Raw genomic sequence first — 14,347 nt, forward strand, 5'->3', positions numbered from 1 at the left:
ATGATCTATCAGCTCACAGATCGGGAAATTGTAAAACAGCTGTATTTTACGCAATTTGTTATATTGATTGCGTCAGCTGTAATAGGCTTTTTCTTTTTTGAGGATTTGCACGATTTTTTCAAGCTGTGGAATATCAGGGACGAATATATCATATGGTACGGTGTAACTCTTGCCGTCTTCGTCATTTTTGCCGATATGGCGGTGATGAAGTGGTGTCCCCGTCATTTATATGATGACGGCGGGATTAACGAATTGCTTTTTCGGAACAGGCCGGTGCCTCATCTGCTGTTTTTGACGCTTCTGATTGCGTTTACTGAAGAAATCTTATTTAGAGGCGTCTTGCAGACACATATCGGTTTATGGGCAGCAAGCCTTGTTTTTGCCGTGCTTCACTTCAGGTACTTGACGAAATGGCTGCTATTTATCATGGTAACAGGTATCAGCTTGATGCTTGGGCTTATCTATGAATGGACCGGCAATTTATTCGTTCCGGTTACAGCGCATTTTATTATTGATGCGGTATTTGCCTGTCAGATCCGTTTTCAATATGTTAGGAGGGGTTTGCATGACGGAAATGTCAAGAGTTGAAAGAAAAAAAGCTCAGCTGCGTGCCGAGCAGCAGATTGCCGCGGCAGCGGATGAACAAATTGATTATCTTGAAGACAGCCTCCCGACAAGACAATCTGTAAAAGAGGAGCGTAAAAAAAAGGAAGAACAGGTGAAAGAAAAAACCAAATCGAAAACGCCGCTGTTTACCTTTCTCACCGTGCTGTTTATCGTTGTAACGATAGGCGTCTTTTTCGGCCTTCTTTATATGACCAACAGCAGCAGATTTGACCCGAAGGATTATGAAGATGTCTTCATCGACCACAGCGAAAGCGCGCCTGCCGTTATCCCGAAAACGGATGTGCAGAAGGAAACGTCAGAAACCGCTCTTTTGCAAAAGCCTGAAAAAAAGGCAGAGAATAAAAAAGAAAAGCAAGAAAAAGTAACGGCGCCGAAAAAAACGGCAGAAAAAACAGCTGCAGTTTCAGAAAAAACAGCTGCGGCTGAAACCGATACAGTTTCAGAAAAAAAGGAAAAACCGGCAGATACCGAATACGCGGAGACAAAACAGCAGTCTCCGCCGGCTGTCCGTGAAGCAACGGCTGAAACAAATAAGCCAAATGAACCGGAGACCCGAAAAGAGCAGCGGGTCGTGAAACATACAGTGCAGCAAAAAGAAACGCTTTACCGCATTTCTATGAAATATTACAAAAGCAGAGCGGGCGAGGAAAAAATCCGCAGCTATAACCATTTAAACGGAAATGAAGTTTATACCGGTCAGGTTCTGAGCATACCTTTATCCGATTGAATGCATGTTTTTACCGCGTCTTTCATATAGTGTATCAATGAAAATGGACAAGGTGTGAAGCGCATGGATTCATTATGGAAGCAATTAGACGGATTTGTTGACGGGCCGACAAAACAAATGCTTCAGGCGCTGGTCAAAAGAAAATTGAAATACGAAAATTATGCCAGACAATGCCGAAGATGGCAGTGGGCTTCCCTCGTTTGTTTTTCCCTGATGTGCGTATTGCTCATCTTTAAAAGCTTCAATGCGCCGCAAACTTCTCCGCAGCTGATTCTTCAAGAGATATTAAGCCATACCGTTTATTTATGCTGGATTATGGCTTCCGCTTTCGCATACTGCACTTCTTACTATTTTAAAAAAAAGGAAGAAAAAGCTGAGGGAGAATATCATAAGCTGAGATGTGAAATTATCCAAAAAAGCACGGATTTGTGGCCGCAGCCGGAGAAATGGAGAGCGAGAGAATCTGTTTTTCACCTGATGAAACATCGGTATGATATAAATCTTTATTTTGAAAGCAAATAAAATGGGGCGTTTTCCGGAAAGGATAGAAACGTCTTTTTTTGTTTGTCCGTCTAATCATAGACATTTACAGAATGGAGAGTGCTTTTATGAAGCTTACAGCCGGTATTGCGGGCGCATTGGCAGGAGCGGCTGCTGTCATGGCCGCCGTCATGTACAAAACAGCAAAAGGCAGCCATCTGAAAACACATACCTTTACCCTGCGGAAGATGAAAGGGATGGAGCCGCTCACATTTTTCTTTATTTCTGACGTGCACAGACGTTTAATTGACGAAAGCCTTTTAAAGGAAGCATCCGCTCATAAGCCTGATGCGGTGTTGCTCGGCGGTGATTTAGCCGAGGGCGGAGTCCCTTACGCGAGAATTGAAGAAAACATCAAGCGGCTTACAAGACTCGCACCCGTGTTCTATGTATGGGGGAATAACGATTACGAAGTCAGCCAGCAGAAGCTGCTCTCTATTTTCAACACATACAAGGTCATTCCGTTAAGAAACGAATCTGTTTTGTTTACTTATAAAGGAGAGACCGTTACGATCATCGGTGTCGATGACATCAGAATGATGATGGATGATTACGGTTCTGCAATCAGAAATATCGACGAAAGCCGGGTAAATGTACTGCTTTGCCATAATCCCGATATCCGCGGGCAGATGAGTGAATCAGACGGGATTGACGCTGTATTCAGCGGCCATACGCATGGCGGACAGATCCGGTTCGGACGATTCGGGCCGTATGAATTAGGCAGAACAGGCACCGTAAAGCAGGCGCATTATTTGATCAGCAACGGATACGGCACGACAAAAGTTCCGCTGAGATTCGGAGCAAAACCCGAGACGCACATCGTCCGGCTGTGCGGACCCGATGAGTCTTTTTCTTAAAACGGGCGGCCCGGCGGATAAAAAACGGCATTGTGCTTGTCTTCCCGCTGTACACGGTGTAAACTGATAACAAATTAAGAACCAATGACTCATTTATTCATATACTGTGTTATATGATTTGTGTGCAAGAAGAGGCAGGAGGGAACATTATGCGGCTTGAGCGTCTGAATTATAATAAGATTAAAATCTTTTTGACCCTCGACGATCTTACAGATCGGGGACTGACAAAAGAAGACCTCTGGAAGGACTCGTTTAAAGTCCACCAGTTATTTAAAGATATGATGAATGAAGCAAATACAGAGCTCGGCTTTGAAGCGAATGGTCCGATCGCGGTTGAAGTGTATTCTCTTCAGGCACAAGGCATGGTTGTGATTGTGACGAAAAATCATGACGCGGAGGCAGAAGACGACGAATACGATGATGACTATATCGAGATGCAGGTCAAACTTGACGAAAGCGCGGATATTATTTATCAATTTCATTCCTTTGAAGATATCATTCAGCTTGCCGGCAGCCTGCATCGCATCGGTATTACCGGCGGCACCGTCTATCACTATGAGGACCAGTATTATGTAAGCCTTGAAGACCTCGGCTCTCATTCTGCCGAAGGCGTCGTCGCAGTTTTAGCCGAATACGGGCATCCGGCGACCCTGACGATTTACAGGCTTCACGAATACGGAAAACTGATTATGGACGGAAATGCAGTGGAAACCATCCAAGCTCATTTTTCGTAAAAACGTATATGAAACGGCTGCTGTTATTGGCAGCCGTTTTTTTAAAGCGAAATAATGGAAAAATCATTGTTTTTCTTCTATGCACAGCCAATATGAAGGTGTATACTATTCACTGAAAGGGAGCATGAGAGAAACAGAAGATTTTAGGAGGTTAACTCAAATGGCAGCCGATCGATTCACCGGTCATATTGATGAAGACAAACATGATGTATTAAAATCAACCCAAACCGTAATACATAAAGCGCTGGAAAAATTGGGGTATCCAGAGGAAGTGTATGAACTGCTGAAAGAGCCGCTCAGATTATTAACGGTTAAAATTCCGGTTCGGATGGATGACGGATCTGTAAAAATATTTACAGGCTATCGTGCGCAGCACAATGACTCCGTCGGTCCGACAAAAGGCGGTATTCGTTTTCACCCGAATGTAACGGAAAAAGAGGTGAAAGCACTTTCCATTTGGATGAGTTTAAAATGCGGAATCATTGATCTTCCTTATGGCGGTGGTAAAGGCGGAATTGTTTGTGATCCGAGAAATATGTCATTCAGAGAGCTTGAAAGGCTGAGCAGAGGGTATGTCAGAGCAATCAGCCAGATTGTCGGACCGACAAAAGACGTTCCGGCACCTGATGTATTTACAAACTCGCAGATTATGGCTTGGATGATGGATGAATACTCAAGAATGGATGAATTTAACTCACCTGGCTTTATTACGGGAAAACCGCTTGTCCTCGGGGGGTCCCACGGCAGGGAATCAGCTACGGCAAAAGGCGTAACGATTTGTATAAAAGAAGCGGCCAAGAAAAAAGGTCTTGATATTCAAGACGCGCGCGTCGTCGTTCAAGGTTTCGGGAACGCGGGCAGCTATTTGGCTAAATTTATGCATGACGCCGGTGCGAAAGTTGTCGGAATTTCTGATGCGTACGGCGGTCTTTACGATCCTGAAGGGCTTGATATTGATTACTTGCTTGACCGCAGAGACAGCTTCGGAACAGTAACGAAGCTTTTCAATGACACCATTACGAACCAGGAACTGCTTGAACTGGACTGTGATATCCTTGTCCCGGCAGCGATTGAAAACCAAATTACTGAAGAAAACGCGGACCGCATCAAAGCGAAAATCGTTGTGGAGGCGGCAAACGGCCCGACGACGCTGGAAGGAACAAAAATCCTTACAGACAAAGGCACGCTGCTCGTTCCGGACGTTTTAGCAAGCGCCGGCGGGGTAACGGTTTCTTATTTCGAATGGGTTCAAAATAACCAAGGCTTCTACTGGAGTGAAGAAGAAGTAGAAGAAAAACTGGTAAACATGATGGTTAAATCGTTTAATAATATTTATGAAATGGCGCAGAACCGCCGAATCGACATGAGGCTCGCGGCTTACATGGTCGGCGTGCGGAAAATGGCCGAGGCTTCTCGTTTCAGAGGCTGGATATAAACCAATTGTTTGCATAAAGATAAAAAATCTCCTATGATTGTATAGGAGATTTTTTATATGAGTGGAAACAATTGATGGAAATGCCAATCGCAGGAGTTGAAGGACATGACAGAAGAAAAAGCAATTATAATAGGCGGAGGTCCTTGCGGATTATCAGCGGCTATACATCTGAAGCAAATTGGCATAGATGCCCTTGTCATCGAAAAAGGAAATGTCGTAAACAGCATTTATAACTATCCGACACATCAAACTTTTTTCAGTTCAAGCGAAAAACTGGAAATCGGTGACGTGGCCTTTATTACTGAAAACAGAAAACCGGTCAGAATACAGGCCCTCTCGTACTACAGGGAGGTTGTCAGAAGAAAAGAGCTGCGGGTAAACGCATTCGAAAAGGTAGAGCGCGTCACAAAGCAGGAAGACGGCCGCTTCCTCGTAGAAACGTCAAAAGACCGTTATCGCACCCCATTTTGTATTATTGCGACAGGATATTATGATCATCCAAATTATATGAACATTCCGGGTGAAGAGCTGCCTAAGGTTTTTCATTACTTTAAAGAAGGCCACCCGTATTTTGATAAGGACGTTGCCGTGATCGGCGGAAAAAATTCAAGTGTGGACGCAGCTCTGGAACTGGTCAAATCGGGCGCCCGCGTGACAGTGCTTTACAGAGGGAACGAGTATTCCCCAAGCATCAAGCCGTGGATCTTACCCGAATTTGAAGCCCTTGTCAGAAACGGCACAATTCGTATGGAGTTTGGCGCCTGTCTTGAAGAGGTGAAAGAAGATGAAATCATTTTTCGATCCGGCCAAAATGAAACGGTCCGGCTGAAAAATGATTTCGTATTTGCCATGACGGGCTATCATCCCGATCACGGTTTTCTTGAAAAGATCGGTGTACGGATAGATGAGGAGTCAGGCCGTCCGTTTTTCCACGAAGAGACGATGGAAACAAATGTCGACGGTGTTTTTATTGCCGGAGTCATTGCGGCGGGAAATAACGCCAATGAAATTTTTATTGAAAACGGACGTTTTCACGGCGGCTTGATCGCGGCGGAAATTTCAAAAAGACTCGGTATGCAGAGCATATGATCATTCATATGCTCTTTTTTTAGAAACTGGAAGATGTAAAATAGTGCACAACATGGTACGATAGATTTAGGAATATAAAGGAAAGAGGTTGCCTGATGTTTGCAATCATCTCTGCAGGAATCGCTCCCGGCATTGCGCTGTTAAGCTACTTTTATTTAAAAGATCAGTATGACAATGAACCCGTACATATGGTGCTGAGGTCTTTTTTTCTTGGGGTCGTTCTTGTGTTTCCGACCATGTTTATCCAATATGTCCTCGAAAAAGAACATGTAGGGGGAGGAAGCTTTTTTGTTTCGTTTTTGTCTTCAGGCTTTTTGGAAGAATCGGTTAAATGGTTTATTCTGATGGTCAGTGTGTATCCGCATGCCCATTTTGATGAGCATTACGACGGTATCGTTTACGGAGCCAGTGTGTCTTTGGGCTTTGCCACCCTTGAAAATATTCTTTATTTATTCGGCCATGGTGTTGAGCATGCTTTCATCAGGGCGCTGCTGCCGGTCTCCTGCCATGCGCTTATCGGAGTCATCATGGGTTTTTATCTTGGAAAAGCGCGTTTTTCGCAAAAAAAAGCCCGCGCTAAATGGCTGCTGATCTCGCTGTTTGTGCCTTCATGCCTGCACGGGTCTTACGATTTTATTCTGACCGCCTTGCATCATTGGGGGTATTATATGATTCCGTTTATGCTGTTTTTATGGTGGTTCGGTTTGCGAAAGGCAAAAAAAGCCCGTTCTGTTAATATGATCCAAGTTTAAAGAAGCCGCGCAATGCTGTGCGGTTTCTTTTTTATGTCCCGGTGAGGGATAAGAAGGAAAAGGTGTATAAAAATAACCGCGTGACAGACAATACGGTTACACTTTAAATTTTTTGCTGTAGGAGGCTTGAAAAGATGAAGTCCAAAGGAGCGTTTATGGCATGTCTCATTCTTTATTCCTTTGTTATCACCTCTTTCTTCAATCATGAAACGGCTTATGCGTTTTCAAATCAAGTGATTCAAAGAGGAGCGACGGGGGATGACGTTATAGAATTACAGGCCCGTCTTCAATATAACGGATTTTATAACGGGAAAATCGACGGAGTTTACGGCTGGAGCACATATTGGGCCGTACGGAACTTCCAGGAGAAATTCGGGATGAAGCCGGTTGACGGCCTGGTCGGAGCAAAAACAAAACAGACCTTGATCTCAAAATCAAAGTATTATCGTGAATATGTCATGGAGCAGATTTACAAAGGAAATACCTTCACACATTACGGCGGTATTCCGCTAAAAAATCAAACAAAACCATCAGCAGCCGCCCAAAAGCCGGCGCAGCAGGCTGGAAAAAATCAGCCTGCTCCAAAACCGCAAAACAAAACAGGCGGCCAAACACAGGCCCCTAAAAAACAGAATACGACTGCGGCAAATATGCCCGGGGGCTTTTCAAACAATGACATTAATCTGCTGGCGCAAGCCGTATACGGAGAAGCGCGGGGCGAGCCTTTTGAAGGACAAGTCGCCATTGCAGCGGTCATCTTAAACCGGATAAAAAGCCCGTTATTTCCGAATACGGTGGCTGGCGTTATTTTCGAACCGCTTGCTTTTACAGCCGTTGCTGACGGACAAATTTATATGCAGCCGAATGAAACGGCGAAAGAAGCCGTTCTTGACGCAATTAATGGCTGGGACCCTTCCGAAAACGCGTTATACTATTTCAACCCTGACACGGCGACAAGCGCATGGATATGGGGCCGTCCGCAGATTAAGAGAATCGGAAAGCACATTTTCTGTGAGTAAAAGAACACAAAAAAGAGGTGTTAAATATGATCAGAGGAATCATTATTGCTGTTCTCGGAGTCGCCATTGCTGCAACCGGCTATTGGGGATATAAAGAGCATCAGGAAAAGGATGCAGTCCTTCTGCATGCCGAAAATAATTATCAGAGGGCTTTTCATGAATTAACGTATCATGTTGACCAGCTTCACGACAAAATCGGGACGACGCTGGCCATGAACAGCAAAAAATCTCTGTCACCGGCACTGATTGATGTGTGGCGGATTTCGTCAGAGGCCCATAACAATGTGAGTCAGCTTCCGCTTACTCTCATGCCTTTTAACAAGACGGAGGAGTTTTTATCCAATATAGGAGATTTCAGCTATAAAACGTCAGTCAGAGATTTAGACCAAAAGCCGCTCGATAAAAAAGAGTATACGGCATTAAACAGCCTTTATAAACGGGCGGAGAACATTCAAAATGAACTGCGCAGCGTTCAGCACCTCGTGATGAGCAAAAATCTGCGGTGGATGGATGTTGAAATGGCGCTCGCATCTGACAGGAAACAAAGTGACAATACTATTATCAACAGCTTTAAAACCGTCGAGAAAAATGTGAGCGCCTATTCGGAAGGCAATTTCGGCCCTACATTTACGAGCGCAAAAACAGCGCAAAAGGGTTTCAATCATCTTCAGGGGAAACAAATTACCGAAAAAGAAGCGATAAAGATCGCGGAACGGTTTGCTCCGGATCATAATTATTCCATTAAAGTGGTCAAAAGCGGCAGAAAAACGAATCGGGATGTATACAGCATCCGTATGAACGATGCGGATCACACATCTAAGATCTATATGGATATTACGCAAAAAGGCGGCCATCCGGTTTATTTAATCCAAAACCGTGCCGTGAAAAAGCAAAAGATCAGCCTTAATGAAGCATCAAATCGGGCAATCGCTTTTTTAAAGAAAAATGGCTTTGAAACGAAAGCCCTCGAAATTGACGAAAGCGCGCAATATAATAATATCGGTGTTTTTACCTTTATTCCTGTTGAGAAAAATGTCCGTATTTATCCGGAAGCGATCCGTATGAAGGTTGCGCTGGATGACGGTGAAGTCGTCGGCTTTTCCGCAAGGGATTATTTAGCGGCGCACCGTACGAGGACCATTCCGTCTCCGGCTTTATCGGCGGATGAAGCGAAAGCGAAACTGAATAAAAATGTCGAGGTAAGAGAAACGCGTCTCGCATTAATAACAAATGAACTCGGTCAGGAAGTGCTGTGCTACGAAATCCTAGGCACGATAGGTAATGATACGTATCAAATGTTCATCAATGCGGACGACGGGAAAGAAGAGAAAATCGAAAAGCTGAAAAGTGCAGAGCCTGTATATAAAGACCTATAAAAATGAAGGAGGAAAGGACTAAAAGTCTTTTCCTTTTTTTCATTACATGCTTTAATAAAAGCATAAAGTTAATGAAAGAGTGAAGCCCCATGATAGATGTCGGAGATTACATATGGATTGAATACATAGAAAACAATGAATGGAAAAAAGTAAAAAGCAAGGCGGTCAGCGCGGAAAACGGAGAGCTGCTGATTTCGTATCCTGTCGATCTCGACTCTGGACGGACGGTCTTTTTGCACAGAGGATTAGAGATTACAGTTGAATTTACAGGCAGCGGCCAAGTGCCGTACCAATTTAAAAGCACGGTAAAAGGAAAGAGAAAAGATCCCATTCCGATGATTGGGCTGGACATCCCTCCCAAGGAAGAAATGAAACGAATTCAACGGCGCCAATATGTGCGGGCAGACGCTGTATTGGATGTGTCGGTGCAATCGGAAAAAGCTGCGTTTCAAACGATTTCATCTAATGTCAGTGCAGGGGGAATGGCTCTTGTGATTCCTGAGCATGTTTCTGCAAAGCCCGGTGAAAAGCTGAACGTCTCATTCTGCCTTCCTCATCCGGAAAACCCGGCTGATATTACGGCAAAAGCGGTGATTCAGCGGGTTTTCTATGATTCAAAAGCGGATAAACAGAAAATAACGCTTGAATACACAGAGATTGACCCCGGTTCACAACAGCTGCTGATCCAATACTGTATGCGCATGCAGCTCCAAAACAGAAGAAACAGGCTGTCCGAATAAACAGCGGCGCACTTTTCCATACTAATCATAATGGAGGTGCGCATGAATGAAAACGTTTGAACGGCTGCTTGTAAAATTAGTATGCATCCAGCTCTTAATTCTGGCCGCAGTACAGTTTCTGCTTCATTATCAGCCTATTGAACCCTATATTTCAAAAGCGGTGAAATATGAAGGAGTTGATAAAATGGAGAAAAAAGAATGGATTGAAACGGTGAAACGGTAAATCATCTCAATTTTTTTCGCCCTTTTTATGCAGTTCGTGATACAATCCATAGAGGAGAAAAGAGCAAGGAGAGAGATTATGGACAAGAAATTATCGATTGCAATTGACGGCCCGGCAGCTGCCGGAAAAAGCACCGTTGCTAAAATAGTGGCTGAAAAAAAATCATATGTGTACATTGATACAGGCGCGATGTATCGTGCAATTACATATACGGCGTTAAAACAAAATATAGATTTAACTGATGAAGCGGCGCTTACAGAGCTGCTGAAGCAGACGGAGATTGAGCTTGTTTCAGCTCCGGAAGGGCAAATCGTTTTAGTAAACGGAGAAAATGTGACAGAAGAGATCAGAAAAGATGAAGTCAGCAACCAAGTATCCATTGCCGCCAAGCATAAAGGCGTCAGAGAAGAAATGGTCAAAAGACAGCAGCAGCTTGGAGAAAAGGGCGGCGTTGTCATGGACGGCCGGGATATCGGGACACACGTGCTGCCTGATGCGGAAGTGAAAATTTTCCTCTTGGCATCGGTAGAAGAGAGAGCGAAGCGCCGTTATGAAGAAAATGTGAAAAAAGGCTATGACGTTCATTACGAGACGCTGATTGAAGAAATAGAAAGACGCGACAAGCTTGACTCAGAACGGGAAGTCTCGCCGCTGCGCAAAGCGGAAGATGCGATTGAAATTGATACGACGTCTCTCAGCATTGCTGAAGTTGCAGGCAGAATTCTTGAAATCGCCGATCAGAAATCACGTTAACCTGTTTGCCTTACATTTTTAATTTTTTTCCGCAGACAAGATGTTATTGCTTGACAAACCAGTCCTTTTATTAGAAGTTAATACTAATAAAACTTTTTATTGAACATTCAAATTCTTTTTGGATGATTCTTTAATACATATTCGGCTAAAAGCGGACAGTCACATGTTCAGCTTTCAAACCGTTTTAATTAAGCTGTGTAGGTTTGGACCAAGGAGGTTATTCAAATGACAGAGGAAATGAATCAAATTGATGTTCAAGTGCCAGAGGTTGGAGATGTAGTAAAAGGGATTGTGACAAAGGTTGAGGATAAACATGTAGATGTTGAAATTATTAACGTCAAACAGTCCGGCATCATTCCAATCAGTGAATTATCAAGTCTTCATGTAGAGAAAGCATCGGATGTCGTGAAAACAGACGACGAGCTTGACCTGAAAGTAACAAAAGTGGAAGACGATGCTTTGATTTTATCTAAACGTGCCGTTGATGCTGACCGCGCTTGGGAAGACCTTGAGAAAAAATTCGAAACAAAAGAAGTGTTTGAAGCTGAAGTGAAAGATGTGGTGAAAGGCGGTCTCGTCGTTGATATCGGCGTTCGCGGCTTTATCCCCGCATCACTTGTCGAGGCTCATTTCGTCGAGGATTTCACTGACTATAAGGGGAGAACCCTCTCTCTTATCGTCGTTGAACTTGACCGTGATAAAAACCGGGTGATTCTGTCACATCGGGCTGTTGTGGAAAAAGAACAAGCAAACAAAAAACAAGATTTTCTCCAAACGCTTGAGGTTGGAAGCGTGCTTGACGGCAAGGTGCAGCGCCTGACTGATTTTGGCGCATTTGTTGATATCGGCGGAATCGACGGCCTTGTTCACATTTCCCAGCTTTCCCACTCACATGTTGAAAAACCGTCTGACGTAGTGGAAGAAGGCCAGGAAGTAAAAGTGAAGGTGCTGTCTGTAGACCGCGATAACGAGCGTATTTCTTTATCCATTAAAGAAACGCTGCCAGGACCGTGGAGCCAAATCGGCGAAAAGGTAAAACAGGGAGATGTGCTTGAAGGAAAAGTGCAGCGCCTCGTCAGCTTCGGTGCGTTTGTTGAAATTCTTCCGGGCGTTGAAGGCCTTGTTCACATCTCGCAAATTTCCAATAAACATATCGGAACGCCGCATGAAGTGCTTGAAGAAGGACAAACTGTTAAAGTCAAGGTCCTTGATGTCAACGAAAGCGAAGAGCGTATTTCCTTGAGCATGCGTGAGCTTGAAGAAGCGCCTAAAGCCGATCAGGAGGACTTCCGCCAATATCAGGCGAAGGAAGAGCCGAGCACTGGGTTCCAGCTGGGCGATTTAATCGGAGACAAGCTTAATAAATTAAAATAATTAATTTGGTGATAAAACGTGACACGAGCAGAACGGAAAAGAGAACATATAAATCATGCGCTGTCGACCGGCCAAACCCGGGGAACGGGGCTTGATGATATTACGTTTGTTCATGTCAGCCTGCCAAACCTAGCATTGGAAAAAGTGGATATTTCAACGAAAATCGGCGGACTAACAAGCAGTTCGCCGATTTTTATCAATGCCATGACAGGCGGCGGCGGACAGCTTACATACGAGATTAACCGATCACTGGCAAGAGCCGCACAGAAAGCAGACATTCCGCTCGCAGTCGGGTCGCAAATGTCTGCTTTGAAAGACCCGTCCGAGCGGTTTTCTTATGAAATTGTAAGAAAAGAAAACCCGGACGGTTTAATCTTTGCGAATTTAGGCAGCGAAGCAGACGCTGAGCAGGCAAAAAGAGCCGTTGATATGATTGAAGCGGACGCGCTGCAGATTCATTTGAATGTCATACAGGAGATCGTCATGCCTGAGGGGGACAGAAGCTTTACGGGCGCCCTGCACCGCGTTGAGCGCATTGCAGGTGAAGCGGGTGTTCCTGTCTTCGTAAAAGAAGTCGGATTCGGCATGAGCAAAGAGTCGGCGCAGCAGTTATTTGACATCGGAGTTTCAGCTGTTGATGTCGGCGGTTACGGCGGAACGAATTTCTCCAAAATTGAAAATCTGCGCAGAGATAAGGAGCTTCAATTTTTTAATACGTGGGGAATTTCGACCGCAGCAAGTTTAGCGGAAATCCGTTCGGTTTGCAGTGAACAGCCGATTATCGCATCCGGAGGGCTGCAAAGTGCGCTGGATGTTGCGAAATCGATTGCTCTCGGCGCTTCTTTTACCGGAATGGCGGGCAATTTCTTAAAAGCACTGACTTCAAACGGGGAAGAGGGCCTATTTAACGAGATAACAGCATTATTGCAAGAGCTCAAGATGATCATGACCGCCCTCGGCTGTCAGTCTGTTGCCCAATTGCAGCAGGCGCCCTTGGTCATAAAAGGTGACACCCACCATTGGCTTTCAGAAAGAGGAATTGATACATCCCGATTTAGCAGACGTTAAAAGGCATGCGGTCCGCATGCCTTTTTGTATGCTTAAGATTTCCTTTTTCTGAACTCCCCGTTTTGTTCGAGGCTTGTCGCTCCCTTATGGTGTATAGACTGGTCACGGTCTGATTCTACTCTGCGTGAGGCTTTCAGTTTTCCTTCCTGTCTGTCCTTTCCCATCATCATTGCTCCTTTCAGTTATCATATGGTTTAAAAAATGCGTTCCCGCTCCATACTGATCAGAGGAGGAGCGATTATGGAACTGTTTTATTATTACTGGTCTATGTGGTTTTTGTGGATACTTGCGACTTTTATTTTCGCCAAGACGAAAAGCCGTTTTCATGTATCAGTCTTTATTTTGACTAATATCATGGCAAGCATACATCATATGACGGTTTATTTTACGCTGAACGCAGCGTATGTGATGTTTTTTGCAGCGGCGTTTGTCTATGCGGGACGCTTAGGCATGCACAAACAGCTCCGTTATATTGTCATACATTTGACGACGGCGGCAGCGTACGGATTTATTTTTCTTTTTGCATTATATGATCCGGTTTGGTTTATTATAAAACCTGAATGGGCGGCGGTCATATTGCTGACCGTCATTATGGTTTCCGTTGAGGGGCGGTTTCCTGAGCGGCTCTGTCTGTTTGTTCTCGGCATGTGCCAAGGGGAGCTTTTATATTCAATGGTCATTCATAAGATTGCAGGCGCGGCAACCGTCGGAGACTATCCTTGGCTCTCCGGGTGTTCGGCGGGAGCGGTTTTGCTTGTCGGGCTGACCACATATGAGCAGCTCGTCGCACGCATCAGCGCAAAAAGCAAAAAGACGGGCAAAGGAGCTACAAAAATGTCATGAAAACAAGCCGGGACTGTTACATGATTGCGAAACATTTTGAAGAATACATTGTGATCTCAGTGAAAACTGATATAATAAATGAGTTAAGCCCTTCTGTTTGAAGGGTTCTTTTCATAGCGAAGATGATTTTAATAACCGGTTGAACAATTTTTATGAAAATGTAAGCGGCTGGATTGAAAGGAAGGGTACT

The 14,347-nt window shown here is 44.5% G+C and carries 17 protein-coding genes; 16 read left to right on the top strand and 1 reads right to left on the bottom strand.

Annotated elements, in window-relative coordinates; translation table 11 throughout:
- From AXI59_RS06450 to fni, 15 genes are all read left to right on the top strand, one after another.
- The gene (locus AXI59_RS06450; RefSeq protein ID WP_061527691.1) at window positions 1-588 is read left to right on the top strand and encodes a CPBP family intramembrane glutamic endopeptidase; all 588 of its coding nucleotides are present in this window, start codon (window positions 1-3) and stop codon (window positions 586-588) included.
- Entirely contained in the window at window positions 566-1,354 is a 789-nt protein-coding gene (locus AXI59_RS06455; RefSeq protein ID WP_061527692.1) for a LysM peptidoglycan-binding domain-containing protein, read from the top strand. The genes AXI59_RS06450 and AXI59_RS06455 overlap by 23 nt, the downstream gene beginning before the upstream one ends.
- Window positions 1,355-1,417: 63 nt before the next feature.
- Entirely contained in the window at window positions 1,418-1,876 is a 459-nt protein-coding gene (locus tag AXI59_RS06460; protein ID WP_061527693.1) for a YpbF family protein, read from the top strand.
- An 86-nt stretch (window positions 1,877-1,962) separates the two neighbouring features.
- Window positions 1,963-2,751 (top strand): metallophosphoesterase, encoded by a 789-nt coding sequence (locus AXI59_RS06465; protein ID WP_061520926.1) that lies wholly within the window; start codon window positions 1,963-1,965, stop codon window positions 2,749-2,751.
- Between the two features lie 149 nt (window positions 2,752-2,900).
- The gene (locus AXI59_RS06470) at window positions 2,901-3,485 is read left to right on the top strand and encodes a genetic competence negative regulator (protein WP_061520927.1); all 585 of its coding nucleotides are present in this window, start codon (window positions 2,901-2,903) and stop codon (window positions 3,483-3,485) included.
- Window positions 3,486-3,645: 160 nt separating this feature from the next.
- Window positions 3,646-4,920: an NAD-specific glutamate dehydrogenase gene (gene gudB, locus AXI59_RS06475; RefSeq protein WP_061520928.1), complete on the top strand. Its 1,275-nt coding sequence runs from the start codon at window positions 3,646-3,648 to the stop codon at window positions 4,918-4,920.
- 105 nt (window positions 4,921-5,025) lie between these two features.
- Window positions 5,026-6,009, top strand: coding sequence for a YpdA family putative bacillithiol disulfide reductase (locus tag AXI59_RS06480; protein WP_061520929.1), 984 nt, complete (start codon window positions 5,026-5,028; stop codon window positions 6,007-6,009).
- Between the two features lie 95 nt (window positions 6,010-6,104).
- Window positions 6,105-6,761, top strand: a complete 657-nt coding sequence (gene prsW, locus AXI59_RS06485) for a glutamic-type intramembrane protease PrsW (protein ID WP_061527694.1) — start codon at window positions 6,105-6,107, stop codon at window positions 6,759-6,761.
- 134 nt (window positions 6,762-6,895) lie between these two features.
- Complete coding sequence (sleB, locus tag AXI59_RS06490) at window positions 6,896-7,780, top strand: spore cortex-lytic enzyme (RefSeq protein WP_061527695.1); 885 nt, start codon at window positions 6,896-6,898, stop codon at window positions 7,778-7,780.
- Window positions 7,781-7,806: 26 nt separating this feature from the next.
- Window positions 7,807-9,156 carry a germination protein YpeB gene (ypeB, locus tag AXI59_RS06495; protein WP_061520932.1) on the top strand — a complete coding sequence of 450 codons (1,350 nt, stop codon included), beginning with the start codon at window positions 7,807-7,809 and terminating at the stop codon, window positions 9,154-9,156.
- A gap of 89 nt (window positions 9,157-9,245) precedes the next feature.
- Window positions 9,246-9,896 (top strand): flagellar brake protein, encoded by a 651-nt coding sequence (locus tag AXI59_RS06500; RefSeq protein WP_061520933.1) that lies wholly within the window; start codon window positions 9,246-9,248, stop codon window positions 9,894-9,896.
- A gap of 46 nt (window positions 9,897-9,942) precedes the next feature.
- Complete coding sequence (locus AXI59_RS19955; RefSeq protein WP_167348361.1) at window positions 9,943-10,119, top strand: YpfB family protein; 177 nt, start codon at window positions 9,943-9,945, stop codon at window positions 10,117-10,119.
- A gap of 78 nt (window positions 10,120-10,197) precedes the next feature.
- A complete protein-coding gene (gene cmk, locus AXI59_RS06505) occupies window positions 10,198-10,872 on the top strand; it encodes a (d)CMP kinase (RefSeq protein ID WP_061527696.1) in 675 nt (224 codons plus the stop codon).
- 225 nt (window positions 10,873-11,097) lie between these two features.
- Window positions 11,098-12,246 carry a 30S ribosomal protein S1 gene (gene rpsA / locus AXI59_RS06510; protein ID WP_061520935.1) on the top strand — a complete coding sequence of 383 codons (1,149 nt, stop codon included), beginning with the start codon at window positions 11,098-11,100 and terminating at the stop codon, window positions 12,244-12,246.
- A gap of 18 nt (window positions 12,247-12,264) precedes the next feature.
- Window positions 12,265-13,314 (top strand): type 2 isopentenyl-diphosphate Delta-isomerase, encoded by a 1,050-nt coding sequence (gene fni, locus AXI59_RS06515; RefSeq protein ID WP_061527697.1) that lies wholly within the window; start codon window positions 12,265-12,267, stop codon window positions 13,312-13,314.
- Window positions 13,315-13,346: 32 nt separating this feature from the next.
- Here the strand turns inward: fni and AXI59_RS19235 are convergent, their stop codons facing one another.
- Entirely contained in the window at window positions 13,347-13,478 is a 132-nt protein-coding gene (locus tag AXI59_RS19235; RefSeq protein ID WP_064485272.1) for a YpzI family protein, read from the bottom strand.
- A gap of 76 nt (window positions 13,479-13,554) precedes the next feature.
- Here AXI59_RS19235 and AXI59_RS06520 point away from each other — a divergent pair, with 76 nt between their 5' ends.
- The gene (locus AXI59_RS06520) at window positions 13,555-14,157 is read left to right on the top strand and encodes a YphA family membrane protein (RefSeq protein ID WP_061527698.1); all 603 of its coding nucleotides are present in this window, start codon (window positions 13,555-13,557) and stop codon (window positions 14,155-14,157) included.
- Window positions 14,158-14,347 lie beyond the last annotated feature (190 nt).

It is taken from the genome of Bacillus nakamurai (genome assembly GCF_001584325.1).
GTDB classification, from domain to species: Bacteria; Bacillota; Bacilli; order Bacillales; family Bacillaceae; genus Bacillus; species Bacillus nakamurai.

What these genes read in the sequence shown, in the direction of transcription:
- AXI59_RS19955 (WP_167348361.1), top strand. Translation starts at nt 9,943, where the DNA reads ATGAAAACGTTTGAACGGCTGCTTGTAAAATTAGTATGCATCCAGCTC.
- AXI59_RS19235 (WP_064485272.1), bottom strand. Translation starts at nt 13,478, where the DNA reads ATGGGAAAGGACAGACAGGAAGGAAAACTGAAAGCCTCACGCAGAGTA.
- AXI59_RS06520 (WP_061527698.1), top strand. Translation starts at nt 13,555, where the DNA reads ATGGAACTGTTTTATTATTACTGGTCTATGTGGTTTTTGTGGATACTT.
- cmk (WP_061527696.1), top strand. Translation starts at nt 10,198, where the DNA reads ATGGACAAGAAATTATCGATTGCAATTGACGGCCCGGCAGCTGCCGGA.
- AXI59_RS06450 (WP_061527691.1), top strand. Translation starts at nt 1, where the DNA reads ATGATCTATCAGCTCACAGATCGGGAAATTGTAAAACAGCTGTATTTT.
- gudB (WP_061520928.1), top strand. Translation starts at nt 3,646, where the DNA reads ATGGCAGCCGATCGATTCACCGGTCATATTGATGAAGACAAACATGAT.
- prsW (WP_061527694.1), top strand. Translation starts at nt 6,105, where the DNA reads ATGTTTGCAATCATCTCTGCAGGAATCGCTCCCGGCATTGCGCTGTTA.
- AXI59_RS06480 (WP_061520929.1), top strand. Translation starts at nt 5,026, where the DNA reads ATGACAGAAGAAAAAGCAATTATAATAGGCGGAGGTCCTTGCGGATTA.
- AXI59_RS06460 (WP_061527693.1), top strand. Translation starts at nt 1,418, where the DNA reads ATGGATTCATTATGGAAGCAATTAGACGGATTTGTTGACGGGCCGACA.
- AXI59_RS06455 (WP_061527692.1), top strand. Translation starts at nt 566, where the DNA reads ATGACGGAAATGTCAAGAGTTGAAAGAAAAAAAGCTCAGCTGCGTGCC.
- sleB (WP_061527695.1), top strand. Translation starts at nt 6,896, where the DNA reads ATGAAGTCCAAAGGAGCGTTTATGGCATGTCTCATTCTTTATTCCTTT.
- ypeB (WP_061520932.1), top strand. Translation starts at nt 7,807, where the DNA reads ATGATCAGAGGAATCATTATTGCTGTTCTCGGAGTCGCCATTGCTGCA.
- AXI59_RS06500 (WP_061520933.1), top strand. Translation starts at nt 9,246, where the DNA reads ATGATAGATGTCGGAGATTACATATGGATTGAATACATAGAAAACAAT.
- rpsA (WP_061520935.1), top strand. Translation starts at nt 11,098, where the DNA reads ATGACAGAGGAAATGAATCAAATTGATGTTCAAGTGCCAGAGGTTGGA.
- AXI59_RS06470 (WP_061520927.1), top strand. Translation starts at nt 2,901, where the DNA reads ATGCGGCTTGAGCGTCTGAATTATAATAAGATTAAAATCTTTTTGACC.
- AXI59_RS06465 (WP_061520926.1), top strand. Translation starts at nt 1,963, where the DNA reads ATGAAGCTTACAGCCGGTATTGCGGGCGCATTGGCAGGAGCGGCTGCT.